The sequence below is a fragment of the Azospirillum terrae genome (assembly GCF_053470425.1).
Genome location: NZ_JBPXMR010000006.1, coordinates 80,549 through 93,175 on the forward strand (window position 1 = coordinate 80,549; position 12,627 = coordinate 93,175).

Genomic DNA, 12,627 nt, shown 5'->3' on the forward strand with positions numbered 1-12,627 from the left:
TCGGGCTTGTTCGAGACGAAAAACGCCGCCGGAGTTCCCCTCCGGCGGCGTTTTTTCGTTGGGGGCGGGTTGCGGCACGGCCCCGGCGTGTCATAGTTCACGAAAAGCGCGACCATCGGGAGGATCGAGAGACATGGCCGACAGCTTCACCGCGTTCGTCATCGAGGACGCCGACGGCAAGCCCAAGGGCGGTTTCAAGCAGCTCACGCTGGCCGACCTGCCGGACAACGACGTGCTGGTCGAGGTCGCCTACTCCACGGTCAACTACAAGGACGGCCTCGCGGTCAGCGGCAAGGGGCGCATCGCCCGCAAGCTGCCGATGGTGGCCGGCATCGACCTCGCCGGCACGGTGGTCGAGTCCCGCTCGCCCGACTGGAAGCCCGGCGACAAGGTGGTCGCCAACGGCTGGGGCATGTCGGAGACGGTGTGGGGCGGCTACACCCGCTATCAGCGCCTGAAGCCCGAGTGGCTGACCCGCCTGCCCGACGCTTTCTCGCCGGAAGAGGCCATGGGCATCGGCACCGCCGGCTACACCGCGGCGCTGTGCGTCGAGGCGCTGGAGAAATGGGGCGTCATCCAGCCCGGCGGCAAGGAGGTGCTGGTCACCGGCGCGGCCGGCGGCGTCGGCTCGGTGGCGGTGGCGCTGCTCGCCAAGCGCGGCTACACGGTGGTGGCCTCCACCGGCCGGCCGGAGACGCACCAGTACCTGCGCGGGCTCGGCGCCACGGACTTCATCGACCGCGCGGCGCTGCTGGAGAAGGGGCCGCCCTTGCAGAAGGAGCGCTGGGCCGGCGGCGTCGATTCGGTGGGCGGCCAGACGCTGGTCAACGCGCTGTCGCAGACCGTCTGGGGCGGCGCCATCGCGGCGTGCGGTCTGGCCGGGTCGGCGGACCTGCCGGCGACGGTGCTGCCGCACATCCTGCGCAGCGTGACGCTGCTGGGCATCGATTCCGTCGCGGCCCCGCAGGACCGCCGCAACGCCGCCTGGGCGCGGCTGGCCCGCGACCTCGACAAGGACAAGCTGAAGGCGATGTACGAGGTGAAGCCGTTCGCGGAGCTGCCGGAGCTGGCGACCAAGATCCTCGCCGGGCAGGTCCGCGGCCGGGTGGTGGTGGAGATCGGGAGATAAGGCCAAGTCCCTCCCCCGCCGGAGGCGGGGGAGGGCTTTTGCGCTATCCCGCCACCGGCGCCCACAGCACCTCGTCGATGCTCTCCGCCCCGCTGCACAGCATCACCAGCCGGTCGAAGCCCAGCGCGATGCCGCTGCTCTCCGGCATGCCGTGCTCCAGAGCCGTCAGGAAATCCTCGTCCACCGGGAAGCGCTCGCCGTACAGGCGCTCCTTCAAGTCCATGTCCGCCTCGAAGCGGGCGCGCTGCGCCGCCGCGTCGGTCAGTTCGCCGAAGGCGTTCGCCAGTTCCAGCCCGCAGGCGTACAGCTCGAAGCGCTCGGCCAGCCGCGAATCCTCCGGCTTGGGGCGCGACAGCGCCGCCATGCACACCGGATAGTCGGTCAGCACGCACGGCACACCGGCGCCGAGGTGCGGTTCGATGCGCTCGAACATGATGCGGAAGAACACGTCCTCCCAGCGGTCGCCCTCGCCCGTGCGGATGCCGATGCGCGCGGCCTCTGCCGCCAGCGCCGCCGGGTCGGGCTCGTGCGTGCCGTCGTAGGTCGCCAGCAGATCGATGCCGGCGTACTCCGCGAAGGCGTCCTGCACGGTCAGCACCCGCCAGTGCTCGAACGGATCGCACTCCAGCCCACGGAACGCGAAGCGCCGCCGCCCCGCCGCCTCCGCCGCCGCGCGCACGAGATCGACGCAGTCCTGCACCAGCGTTTGATAGCCCTCCCCCGCCCGGTACCATTCCAGCATGGTGAACTCGGGGTGGTGGGTGGCCGAGCGCTCAGCGTTGCGGAAGACGCGCGCCATCTGAAACAGCCGCGGCAGCCCGGCCACCAGCAGCTTCTTCATGGCGAACTCGGGGCTGGTGTGCAGGTGCAACCGGCGCCGGTCGTCGGGGTGCGGGCCGACCAGTTCGGTGGCGAAGGCGTGCAGGTGCGGCTCCATGCCCGGCGACACCTGGAGGCAAGGCGTCTCCACCTCGACGAAGGCGCGTTCCTCGAAGAAGCGCCGCACCGCCCCCAGCACGCGCCCCCGCACCGCGAGGTGCGGCCGGCGGCGGGCGAAGGCGTCGGGGTGCCAGAAGGGGAGCGTGGTGGGCATGGGCGGTCCTCTCGTGCGCGACGGCGCTGCTTAGCAAACCATTCGCACGTCGGGAAAGCCCGCGCAAACGCGGCTCGCCCGTGTGACCTTCACCCCCGCGCACCCCAGCCCCCCGGCGTAGGACTCCGCCCGGCGTTGCCTCGCGCCCGGCAAGCTGCTAGGTTCCGCGCCGCCCGCTTCTTGGAAATCACGGAATCGTCCTATGAAGGTCAACGCCAACACGATGCGCGCCGGCCATGTGCTGGAGCAAAACGGCAAGCTCTACGTCGTACAGAAGACCCAGATCGTGCAGCCCGGCAAGGGCGGCGCCTTCATCCAGATCGAAGCCAAGGACGTCCGCTCCGGCACCAAGATCATCGAACGCTTCCGCACCCAGGAGACGGTCGAACGCGCCCGCCTGGACCAGCACGAGATGACTTTCCTGTTCGCCGACGGCGACGCCTTCACCTTCATGGACAAGGAAAGCTTCGAGCAGGTCACCATCCCGCGCGAGATCATCGGCGATCAGGCCGTCTTCCTGCAGGACGGCATGGAAGTCACCGTGGAATCGCACGAGGGCACGCCGCTGGGCGTCGAGATCCCCGGCAAGGTCACGCTGCAGATCCTCGAGGCCGACCCGGTCGTCAAGGGCCAGACGGCCTCGTCCTCCTACAAGCCGGCCAAGCTGGAGAACGGCGTCTCCATCCTGGTGCCGCCGCACATCGAGGCGGGCACGCGGGTCGTCGTCGACACCCAATCCGGCGAATACGTCGAGCGCGCTAAGGACTGATCCCCTCCTCATGGCAACCCGTTCCGCCCTCATCAACGTGATGGTCCGCGCCGCCGAAAAGGCGGGGCGGGCCCTCGTGCGCGACTTTGGCGAAGTCGAGCAGCTCCAGGTCTCCCGCAAGGGACCGGCGGACTTCGTGTCGGCCGCCGACATGAAGGCCGAAAAGACGCTGCGCGAAGAATTGCAGAAGGTCCGTCCCGAATACGGCTTCCTCATGGAGGAGTCCGGGACCTCCAAGGGCAAGGACGACACCACGCGCTGGATCGTCGATCCGCTCGACGGCACCACCAACTTCCTGCACGGCCTGCCGCACTGGGCGATCTCCATCGCGGTGGAAAAGGCCGGCGAGATCGTTGCCGGCGTGGTGTACGAGCCGGTGCACGACCAGATGTTCTGGGCGGAGAAGGGTGCCGGCGCCTTCCTCAACCACCAGCGCCTGCGCGTCTCGGCGCGCCGGAAGCTGGAGGATTCGGTGCTCGCCACGGGCATTCCCTTCAAGGGACGCCCCGGCCACCAGCAGTTCCTCGCCGAGGCCGAGAAGGTGATGACCGAGGTGGCGGGCATCCGCCGCTTCGGCGCCGCGTCGCTCGACCTCGCCTACGTGGCGGCGGGCCGCTACGACGGCTATTGGGAGCGCGGGCTGTCGCCGTGGGACGTGGCGGCGGGCGTGCTGCTGGTCACCGAGGCCGGCGGCTTCGTCGGCGAGATCGGCGGCGGGCGCAACCCGGTGTACGGCGGCACCATCCTGGCCGCCAACTCGCACTTGAACCTGCCGCTCGCCACGCTGCTGCGCGGGGTCGAGCGCAAGCAGGCGACGCCCCCCGCCGGTGGCACCGCACCCGCGTGATCGACCGTCCGTTCTACCAGGGCCTACGCTACACCGTTGGGGGAGAACCGTTCTCCCCCTGCGTCGGGAATTGTCGCTACACCGATCGATGGGCTATGGTGGGGCGTGAAACCCGTGTAAGGGTTAAGCCACGCTGTTCACCAGAGGGTGTACCGGTCGCATGAACCGAGTTCGCAACGCGCGCGTGGGGTGGCCGCTGCCGCTCCGCGCGCTGGCCGTCACCGCAGCCCTTGTGGGGACTGCGGCGCCGGCTGTTGCGCAGGTCCCGGCTCCGGTCAAGGTCACGGTCACCAAGCCGGCCGAGGCCGCCGTGGAACCCAGCAAGCTGACGCTGGAAAACGCCGCGCCGATGCCGGTGCCGCCGCCGCCGAAGCTGCCGTCGCAGAAGAGCGTCAAGGCGCCGCCGCAATTCGTGGCGCCACGGCCCATCGAGCCGCCGCCGCTGCCCAGCATCGCCGAGCGAAATCCGGTGCCGCTGCCGAATGCGCCGGCCGGCGCGCCGCCGGTGCAGGCCAAGGCCCGGCCCGCCGCTCCGGCTCCGGCCCCCGCGGCCCCGGCTCCCACGGCTTCGCCCCCTGCCCCGTCCGCCGGGCCGCCGGCAGCGCCACCGCCCGCGGTGGCTGCGCAGCCGAAGCCCGCCCCTGCTCCGCCCACGCAGACTGCGGCGCTGCCGCCGCCGGCCACGCCGGCCCCATCGCGCGGCGCGCTGAGCGTGGTGTTCGAGGGCGACGCCGCCGACGTGCCGGAGTCGGCCGAGGCGACCGTCACCCAACTGGCCGAGCGCCTGCGCGCCAACGAAGCCCTGCGCCTGCAACTGCGCTCCTACGCCAGCGGCACGCCGGAGACGGCGCGCGAGGCGCGCCAGCTGTCGCTGGCCCGCGCGCTGGCGTTGCGCGAGCGGTTGACCGCCTTCGGCATCCGCAGCACCCGCATCGACATCCGCGCGCTGGGCGCCGGCGCGACCGATGGGCCGCCCGATCGCATCGACGTGGAGTTCATGAACTGACCGGGGCGAGCGCCGCCGCCCGCAAATCGCCCGCAAACCGGAGGAGTTGGTTCCGATGACGCGCCCGGAGCGCTTCCTGACCCGGATGATCCTCTTCCTCGTCGCCGTGGTGGCCGTGGTCGGGCTGCTGTTTCCGGCGTTGCAGAGCGCCTTCATGACCAATCCGGCGCTGAACGGGCTGATCATGACGGCGCTGCTGACGGGCATCGTCTTCATCTTCCGCCAAGTGCTGATCCTGCGGCCGGAGGTCGCGTGGCTGCACAGCTACCAGCAGCACCAGCACGACCGCCCCGGCGCCATGGAGGCCGCCCCCGAACCGGTGCTGCTCGGCCCGCTGGCGCGCATGCTGGGCGAGAAGCGCGGCCGGCTGATGCTGTCGGCCATGTCCATGCGCACGGTGCTGGACGGCCTCTCGGCGCGGCTCGACGAATCGCGCGAGCTGTCGCGCTATCTCATCAGCCTGCTGATCTTCCTGGGGCTGCTCGGCACCTTCTGGGGGCTGCTGCACACCGTGCGCTCGGTGGGGTCGGTGATCGGCAACCTGAGCGTCACCGGCGGCGACGTCGCCACCATGTTCACCAGCCTCCAGCAAGGGCTGGAGGCGCCGCTGACCGGCATGGGCACGGCGTTCAGCTGCTCCCTGTTCGGCCTCGCCGGCTCGCTGGTGCTGGGTTTCCTGGAGTTGCAGGCGACGCAGGCACAGCACCGCTTCTTCCAGGACGTCGAGGACTGGCTGTCCAGCGCCACGCGCCTGTCGACCGGCGCCGGCAATCTGGAAGGCGGCGACCAGTCGATCCCCGTCTATGTGCAGGCGTTGCTCGAACAGACCGCCGAGAACCTGGACGGGCTGCACCGCATCGTCGCCACCGGCGAGGAGAGCCGCCGCACATCCAACGCCAACCTGATGGCGCTGACCGAACGGCTGAGCACGCTGACCGACCAGATGCGCGCCGAGCAGGCGCTGCTGCTGAAGCTCACCGAGAGCCAGATGGAGATGAAGCAGGTGCTCGGCCGGTTGGCCGACGCCACGGCCGGCGGGCTGGACGAGTCGTCGCGGGCGCACCTGCGCAACATGGACCTCTACCTCGCCCGTCTGCTGGAGGAGACCGCCAACGGCCGCACCCAGGCGGTGGGCGAGATCCGCAACGAAATCAAGATCCTCACCCGCACCATCGCGGCGCTGGCCGACGAAGCGGAACGCGCCGAGGGGCGTTAACACATGGCCAGCTTCAGTCGGCGCGGCAGCAATCGGGAATTGAACGCGTGGCCCGGCTGGGTCGATGCGCTGTCGTCGCTGGTGATGGTCGTCATCTTCCTGCTGATGATCTTCGTCGTCGCGCAGTTCTATCTGGCGACCGCGCTCACCGGCCGCGACGAGCAGCTCCAGAGCCTGAGCCGCAAGGTCGCCGAGATGAACGACCTGCTGTCCATGGAGCGCGACGCCAACGCCGACTTGCGCGTCAACATCGCGCAGATGTCCGACCAGTTGCAGGCCTCCGTCACCGCGCGCGAAGACCTGAGCGCGACGGCAAGCCAGCTCAAGGACGAACGCGACGCCAATGCGCGCGAGGCGGCGTCGCTGCAGAACGACATCAAGGCGCTGCGCGAGATGCGCCAGCGCCTGGAGGGCGAGGTGGCCGAGCGCGCGGCGGCGCTGCGCCTGTCCGACGAGCAGCGCCGGGCGCTGTTGGCACAACTCGGCACGGCGCGCGACCGCTCGAAGGAACTGGAAACTAAGCTCGCCGAGGCCGGCGACAAGACCATGCTGGCGCAGAAGGAGATCGCGCTCCGCGACCAGCAGATCGGCGCGCTGACCAGACAGCTTGCCGAGACCGGCGACAAGGCCACGCAGGCGCAGAAGGACATCGGCCAGCGCGACCAGCAGATCGACACGCTGTCCAGGCAGATCGCCGCGTTGCGCGACCAGCTCGCCCGCATCGGCGAGGCGCTGAACCTCTCCGAGAAGAAATCGGCGGAGCAGCAGGTGCAGATCGCCGATCTGGGCTCCCGGCTCAATCAGGCGCTCGCCAGCAAGGTGCAGGAGCTGGCGCGCTACCGCTCGGAGTTCTTCGGGCGCATGCGCGAGGCGCTGGGCACCCGGCAGGACATCCGCATCGTCGGCGACCGCTTCGTCTTCCAGTCCGACGTGCTGTTCCCCTCCGGCTCGGCCGAGTTGCAGGACGCCGGCAAGAAGCGCATGGCCGATCTGGCGCACACCCTGCTGGAGCTGGGCAAATCGATCCCGCCGGACATCAACTGGGTGCTGCGCGTGGACGGCCACACCGACATACGCCCGATCACCCGCACCTTCGCCTCCAACTGGGAGCTGTCGGCGGCGCGCGCCATCGCAGTGGTGAAATTCCTCATCGAGCAGGGCATCCCGGCGGAGCGTCTGGTCGCCGCCGGCTTCGGCGAATGGCAGCCGCTCGACCAGGGCACCAGCGAAGAGGCCCTGGCCCGCAACCGCCGCATCGAGATCAAGTTCGACCAGCGGTAACGCCATACGCCGTTGCGGACTGTTGCATGCGCGAGGAGGACACGCGCATGCCCGCTCCCGCCACGCGCAGCACCCCGGCCCCGCGCCGAGCGAAAGAACCCTTCGACATCGACGAGGCGTTCCGCCGCCTGCGCCAAGCCGTCGCCGGATACCCGAAGGCCGCCATGTTCGACTTGCGCGACCAGGGCTACGCTTCGCCGTTCGAGCAACTGGTCGGCAGCCTGATCTCCGCCCGCACCCGCGACGAGACGACGCTCGCCGTCTGCAAGCGCCTGTTCGCCGTCGCCTGCACACCCGAGCAGGTGGCGGCGCTGGACGAGACCACCCTGACCGGTCTGCTGGCCGGCGCCACCTTCCCTGAACCAAAAGCGCGCGACCTGATCGAGCTGTCCCGCCGCATCGCCGGGGAGCACGGCGGGCAGGTGCCGGACACGTTGGAGGGGCTGACGGCGTTCCGCGGCGTCGGGCCGAAGATCGCCGCGCTGACCCTGGCCGTCGGCTATGGGAAGCCGGCCGTGGCGGTGGACGTTCACGTGCACCGGGTGACCAACCGCTGGGGATACGTCGCCGCCACCACGCCGGAGCGCACCATGGCGGCGCTGGAGCGGACGCTGCCGCAAGGCTACTGGATCAAGATCAACGAGCGCTTGGTGCCGTTCGGCAAATGGATCTGCACCGGCGAGCGGCCGAAATGCTCGACCTGTGCCCTGCTGTCCATGTGCCGGCAGGTCGGCGTGACCGACTGTCGTTGAGCGTGGCGCAGGGCGGCCGAATCGGGTACATACACGCCGAATACGGTCTTTCCTGCACCTGAGGTTACGACGCGATGATTCTCTATGCGCTCCGCTGCGGCTGCGGCCACGAGTTCGACCAGTGGTTCGAGAACATGGCCGACTACGACGCCCAGCGCTCCACGCTGGCCTGCCCGTCCTGCGGCGGGCACGAGGTCGCCAAGGCCATCATGGCCCCGCGCGTCGGCAAGACCCAGGCGGCCCAGCCGCCGCACCCCTGCAACCCGGTGGGTTGCGGCAACAGCATGTGCCCCATGGCGCAATCGATGATGTGATCAGCGCCCGCGGCGCTCGCCCGACAGGCGCGGCAGCGGACCGGTGGTCAGCTCGTCGCGCCGTGCGGCGAAGCTGGGCTCGCGGCGCACCTCGCGCGGCTCGTCGCGCACCGGCGGGGCGCTGGACGGCCGGCCGCTGCGCCACCAGCCCAGGCCGATGAAGCCCAGGGTTCCGGCCAGCACCCCCATCACCACATAGCGCAGCCAGCCCGGCGGCGTGAAACCGTCCTCGTCCTTGGACAGCGCCGTCACCGGCACTTCCTTGCCGTCCGCCGTGGCGGCGGTGACGGCGGCGCGCGGCGCCGCCTGCGGCACACCCGGAGCGTCCGCGTGCGTGCCCCCCTGCGCCACCGACGGCGCGGTCGAACGGCTGCTGGGCATGGGGACCTCGCTGGGCGCGCCGCGCACCACCGGCCCCAGCGTCACCTCGCCGCCGCCGATGTTGTCCACGTCGCCGCCGCGCTGCGCGGCGCGCGGCACCACCTCCTTGGGCGGGGTGCGCGGCGCCTGGCCGGGACCGCCGCCGCCGATCTTCTGCTGGGCGAGGTTGCCCATGGTGGCCTGCGGCTTGGCCGCGTTCTCACCCATCATCTTGGCGACGGTGCCCTGGTCGAGGTTGCCGGTCGCCGGCAGGCCGTGGTCCTTCTGGTACCGGGACAGCGCGGACTTGGTCTGCGGCGTCAGCTGGCCGTTGGGGCGGCCGCCGATGTCGTAGTTCTTTTCCTTGAGGATTGTCTGCGCCCACTGGATGTCGGCCGCCGAGGGCTGCTGCGCCAGCGCCGGCTCCGCCGACAGGGCACCAGCCGCCAGCCCCGCGAGCAGCGCCAGCACGACTTGCGGGTGCGACCGCCGGAAATCGCCAGCCATTTCCAAACCTCCAGACCGTGCCAAAGCTATGCCGTGAACCGTTTAGCTAGCAGATCCCCGCGATTTTTCGGGCGAGAAAATGCGGACACGCCGGTCCCGATTCGCACTGCGTCGAACAGCGTGGCTTCCGCGTCACGATGCCGCCCGTCCATGGACGATAGATAAAATTTGTGGTATTTTCGTGGCCGGACCCAGCGGACGGAGGCTGAGCGATGACTCGGACAGGCGTAGCGGTGATGCTGGCGAGCGTACTCCTGCTGGGCGCGTGCAGCAAGCCGGGCTACCGGGAGTGGACGGCCAACGCCGAGGTCGGCCAGATCGCCTTCGACGAGTGCACGGATCAGGTGGACACCACCATGCGCCTGCGCGGCTACCCCTTGCGGCCCTCGCCGGAAACCCCGCAGTTCGCCTACCGCAAGGAGATCTTCGGCACCTGCATGCGCCGCAAGGGCTACGAGCCGGACTGATACCCGCTCACCGCCCCGGCAAGCCGTAGCGCAGATAGACCAGCCCGCCGACCAGCACGCCCACCAGCACCACCGCCACATAGAAGCGCAGCGGCAGCGGCACCCTCTCCTTGCGCCGTTTCACCCCAGGTCGCTTGGCCTTCGCCTTGACCGGCCGGCTTTTGCCGTCCGCGGTCGGGTCGTAGAGGTGGATGAGCGTCCAATTGAACTCCATCCCCTCGTAAGCGGCCTCGGGGTTGTAGTCGAGCTGGATCAGCCGGAAATACGCCCTGGGGTTCACCTTGACCATCAGGTCGAAGCGCGCCTCGGCCTGCGCCAGTTCCTCGCCCACTTCGAGCGTCTTCCAGCCCTTGCCGCGCGCCTTCTGAATGGCGAAGCGGGTGGGTTGCGGCGGCAGGTTGGGCGGCATGATCGAACCTTTGGACGAGGGCCGCACTCTAGCACGCGCGGAACCGCGACGCATGTTATCGTCCCGCGGTCCCCGATACCGGCCCGATACCGGAGTTAGCCCCGTGCGCGTTCAGGCGGTCCTCGCCCACCCGCTTCCCGACAGCTTTGCCGCGTCCGTGCACCGCACGGCGGTGGACGCTCTGCGCACCGCCGGACACGACGTGACCGAAACCGACCTGTACGCCGAGGGGTTCGAGCCGGCGCTGACCGCCGCCGAGCGCGGCGCCTATTTCGACCCGGACTACGACACCACGGCGGTTCAGCCGCTGGCCGGCCGGCTGCGGGCCTCGCAGGGGCTGGTGCTGACCTACCCGCACTGGTGGTTCGACACGCCGGCGATCCTCAAGGGCTGGTTCGACCGGGTGTGGGCGCCGGGCGTCGCCTTCCGCCACGACCGTGCCGGCGGACGGATCGAGCCGTTGCTGAAGGATCTGCGCAAGGTCGCGGTGCTGACCAGCTTCGGCTCGCCCTGGTGGCTGGCCGAGCTGTACATGCGCAACCCGGCGCGGCGCATCCTCAAGTCCGGCCTGCTCGGCGCCTGCGCGCCGCAGGCGCGGGTGACCTACATGGCGCTCTACGACATGGACCGGGCCACCGCCGAGAAACGCGCGCAGCACCTCGCCAGAGTCGAGGCCGAGATGCGGGCGTTCTAACCGCCTACACCTGCACCACCCCATTCCTCCGGATGGCGTCGGCGTACCAGTGATAGCTGGCCTTGGGCGTGCGCTTCATGGTCTGCCGGTCCACCTGGACCAAGCCGAAATGCCGGCTGTAGCCGTCCGCCCATTCGAAATTGTCCAGCAGCGTCCACGCGAACCAGCCCTTCAGGTTCGCCCCCCGGCGCACCGCCTCGTGCCCGGCCAGCAGATGGTCGCGGATGAAGAAGATGCGCTCGCCGTCCTCCGCCTTGCCCTCCGGCCCGACCCAGTCGTAGTAGTCGGCGCCGTTCTCGGTGACGTAGACGGGCGGGTTGCCGTAGCGGTCGCGCAGGTCCAGCAGTTGCTCGACCAATCCATCCGGCTCGACCGGCCAGCCCATGCCGGTAAGCTTTACGCCCTCGGGCGGCGGGCCGAAGCCGGTGCCGAACAGCCCGCCGGGGTCCGCCTGCTGGTGCATCCGGCTGTAATAGTTGATGCCCAGGAAATCGACGGGCTGGCGGATCGCCTCCAGGTCGCCCGGCTTGACCAGCGGCTCGAAGTCCCGCGCCAGCAGCTCCGGGTAACGCCCGAGGAACAGCGGGTCGAGGCCGGAGCGGTTCCACACCGCGTCCCACAGCGCCGCCGCCGGCCGGTTGGCCTCCAGCCCGCCGACCGGGTGCACCGGCTGGAGGCTGAGCACGGTGCCGAGCTTCCAGCCCCGCCCCGCCGCGCGCAACGCCTGGAGCGCCGCGCCCTGCGCCAGATTCTGGTGGTGCAGCGCCGCCACGCAATTGGCCCGCCCGGTCAGCCCCGGCGCGTGGGTCCCCATGCCGTGCCCGAAGATGGCGACCACCGAGGGCTCGTTCAGCATCACCCAGTTCTTCACCCGGTCGCCGAGTCGCCCGGCAACCACCTGCGCATAGTCCGCGAACCAGCCGGCGATCGCCCGGTTGGTCCAGCCGCCCTTGTCCTGCAAGGCCTGCGGCAGGTCCCAATGGTACAGGCACGGCCACGGCTCGATGCCCCGGCCGAGCAGCCCGTCCACCAGCCGGTCGTAGAAGTCCAGCCCCGCCGCGTTGGCCGCCCCGGTGCCACCCGGCAGCACGCGCGGCCACGCCACCGAGAAGCGGTAGGCGCGCATGCCGGCGCGCGCCATCAGGTCCACATCCTCCGGCCAGCGGTGATAGTGATCGCAGGCGACGTCGCCGGTGTCGCCGTTCAGCACCTTGCCGGGCGTGCGGCTGAAGCGGTCCCACACGCTCGGGCCGCGCCCGTCCACATCAGCCGCCCCCTCGATCTGGTACGCGGAGGTCGAGCAGCCCCACAGGAAGCCGTCCGGGAATCGCACCGCCTCGGCAGCCGCCTGCGCCGGGCCGGCCCCGAGCCGCGCGCCCAGCGCGCCCGCCGCCGCTGCCTTCAGAAACGTCCGTCGCCGCATCGCCTCGCCTCCCCGTTCCACCGCCAGCACTATGCAACAGCGCTTCGGAAATCGTCATCCCCGCGCGGGCGGCATCCGCCATCGCGCCGGGCCATCGCGCCGGGAAGGGAACGCGCCTTCCGCACTGGTGGCGGCGGCACGGCCACGCTATATCCGGTGCATGAGCGGTTTCTTCCTCATCCTCATGGCCATTGCGATGCTGGCGCTGCTGGCGTCGCTGCTGGCCGGCGTGTTCTTCATGGCACGCGGCGGCGAGGCCAACCGCCGCTACTCCAACCGCCTGATGCGCCTGCGCGTCGGCTTGCAGGGCCTTGCCATCGTGCTGTTCATCCTCGCCATCATCACGCAGGCGTCCTGACC

At 70.2% G+C, this 12,627-nt stretch carries 15 protein-coding genes; 11 read left to right on the forward strand and 4 right to left on the reverse strand.

Going from position 1 to position 12,627, the window contains the following annotated elements; all coding sequences use genetic code 11:
• The first annotated feature begins 133 nt into the window (after positions 1-133).
• Positions 134-1,129, forward strand: a complete 996-nt coding sequence (locus ACSVDD_RS16965; RefSeq protein ID WP_448190554.1) for an MDR family oxidoreductase — start codon at positions 134-136, stop codon at positions 1,127-1,129.
• Between the two features lie 43 nt (positions 1,130-1,172).
• Here the strand turns inward: ACSVDD_RS16965 and epmA are convergent, their stop codons facing one another.
• The gene (gene epmA, locus ACSVDD_RS16970; protein WP_448190555.1) at positions 1,173-2,222 is read right to left on the reverse strand and encodes an EF-P lysine aminoacylase EpmA; all 1,050 of its coding nucleotides are present in this window, start codon (positions 2,220-2,222) and stop codon (positions 1,173-1,175) included.
• 202 nt (positions 2,223-2,424) lie between these two features.
• Here epmA and efp point away from each other — a divergent pair, with 202 nt between their 5' ends.
• The 7 genes from efp to ACSVDD_RS17005 all read left to right on the forward strand — a co-directional run bounded on the left by efp (position 2,425) and on the right by ACSVDD_RS17005 (position 8,407).
• The gene (gene efp / locus ACSVDD_RS16975) at positions 2,425-2,991 is read left to right on the forward strand and encodes an elongation factor P (protein WP_448190556.1); all 567 of its coding nucleotides are present in this window, start codon (positions 2,425-2,427) and stop codon (positions 2,989-2,991) included.
• 10 nt (positions 2,992-3,001) lie between these two features.
• Positions 3,002-3,838: an inositol monophosphatase family protein gene (locus ACSVDD_RS16980; protein ID WP_448190557.1), complete on the forward strand. Its 837-nt coding sequence runs from the start codon at positions 3,002-3,004 to the stop codon at positions 3,836-3,838.
• 160 nt (positions 3,839-3,998) lie between these two features.
• Positions 3,999-4,844 (forward strand): OmpA family protein, encoded by an 846-nt coding sequence (locus ACSVDD_RS16985; RefSeq protein ID WP_448190558.1) that lies wholly within the window; start codon positions 3,999-4,001, stop codon positions 4,842-4,844.
• 55 nt (positions 4,845-4,899) lie between these two features.
• Positions 4,900-6,060, forward strand: coding sequence for a flagellar motor protein MotA (locus ACSVDD_RS16990; protein ID WP_448190559.1), 1,161 nt, complete (start codon positions 4,900-4,902; stop codon positions 6,058-6,060).
• 3 nt (positions 6,061-6,063) lie between these two features.
• Positions 6,064-7,341, forward strand: a complete 1,278-nt coding sequence (locus ACSVDD_RS16995) for a peptidoglycan -binding protein (RefSeq protein WP_448190560.1) — start codon at positions 6,064-6,066, stop codon at positions 7,339-7,341.
• A 47-nt stretch (positions 7,342-7,388) separates the two neighbouring features.
• The gene (locus ACSVDD_RS17000) at positions 7,389-8,093 is read left to right on the forward strand and encodes an endonuclease III domain-containing protein (RefSeq protein WP_448190561.1); all 705 of its coding nucleotides are present in this window, start codon (positions 7,389-7,391) and stop codon (positions 8,091-8,093) included.
• 74 nt (positions 8,094-8,167) lie between these two features.
• Complete coding sequence (locus tag ACSVDD_RS17005; RefSeq protein ID WP_448190562.1) at positions 8,168-8,407, forward strand: DUF1178 family protein; 240 nt, start codon at positions 8,168-8,170, stop codon at positions 8,405-8,407.
• Here ACSVDD_RS17005 and ACSVDD_RS17010 read toward each other — a convergent pair whose 3' ends face one another.
• Positions 8,408-9,274 (reverse strand): peptidoglycan-binding domain-containing protein, encoded by an 867-nt coding sequence (locus ACSVDD_RS17010; protein WP_448190563.1) that lies wholly within the window; start codon positions 9,272-9,274, stop codon positions 8,408-8,410.
• 212 nt (positions 9,275-9,486) lie between these two features.
• Here ACSVDD_RS17010 and ACSVDD_RS17015 point away from each other — a divergent pair, with 212 nt between their 5' ends.
• Positions 9,487-9,741 carry a hypothetical protein gene (locus ACSVDD_RS17015; protein ID WP_448190564.1) on the forward strand — a complete coding sequence of 85 codons (255 nt, stop codon included), beginning with the start codon at positions 9,487-9,489 and terminating at the stop codon, positions 9,739-9,741.
• Positions 9,742-9,748: 7 nt separating this feature from the next.
• On the opposite strand, the gene ACSVDD_RS17020 is transcribed toward ACSVDD_RS17015, so the two are convergent.
• A complete protein-coding gene (locus ACSVDD_RS17020; RefSeq protein WP_448190565.1) occupies positions 9,749-10,150 on the reverse strand; it encodes a hypothetical protein in 402 nt (133 codons plus the stop codon).
• Between the two features lie 103 nt (positions 10,151-10,253).
• Between ACSVDD_RS17020 and ACSVDD_RS17025 the strand changes: the two genes are divergently transcribed.
• Complete coding sequence (locus tag ACSVDD_RS17025) at positions 10,254-10,844, forward strand: NAD(P)H-dependent oxidoreductase (RefSeq protein ID WP_448190566.1); 591 nt, start codon at positions 10,254-10,256, stop codon at positions 10,842-10,844.
• Positions 10,845-10,848: 4 nt separating this feature from the next.
• On the opposite strand, the gene ACSVDD_RS17030 is transcribed toward ACSVDD_RS17025, so the two are convergent.
• The gene (locus ACSVDD_RS17030; RefSeq protein ID WP_448190567.1) at positions 10,849-12,267 is read right to left on the reverse strand and encodes a GH1 family beta-glucosidase; all 1,419 of its coding nucleotides are present in this window, start codon (positions 12,265-12,267) and stop codon (positions 10,849-10,851) included.
• Between the two features lie 160 nt (positions 12,268-12,427).
• On the opposite strand from ACSVDD_RS17030, the gene ACSVDD_RS17035 reads away from it, so the two are divergent.
• A complete protein-coding gene (locus ACSVDD_RS17035; protein ID WP_448190568.1) occupies positions 12,428-12,625 on the forward strand; it encodes a twin transmembrane helix small protein in 198 nt (65 codons plus the stop codon).
• Positions 12,626-12,627: the final 2 nt, after the last annotated feature.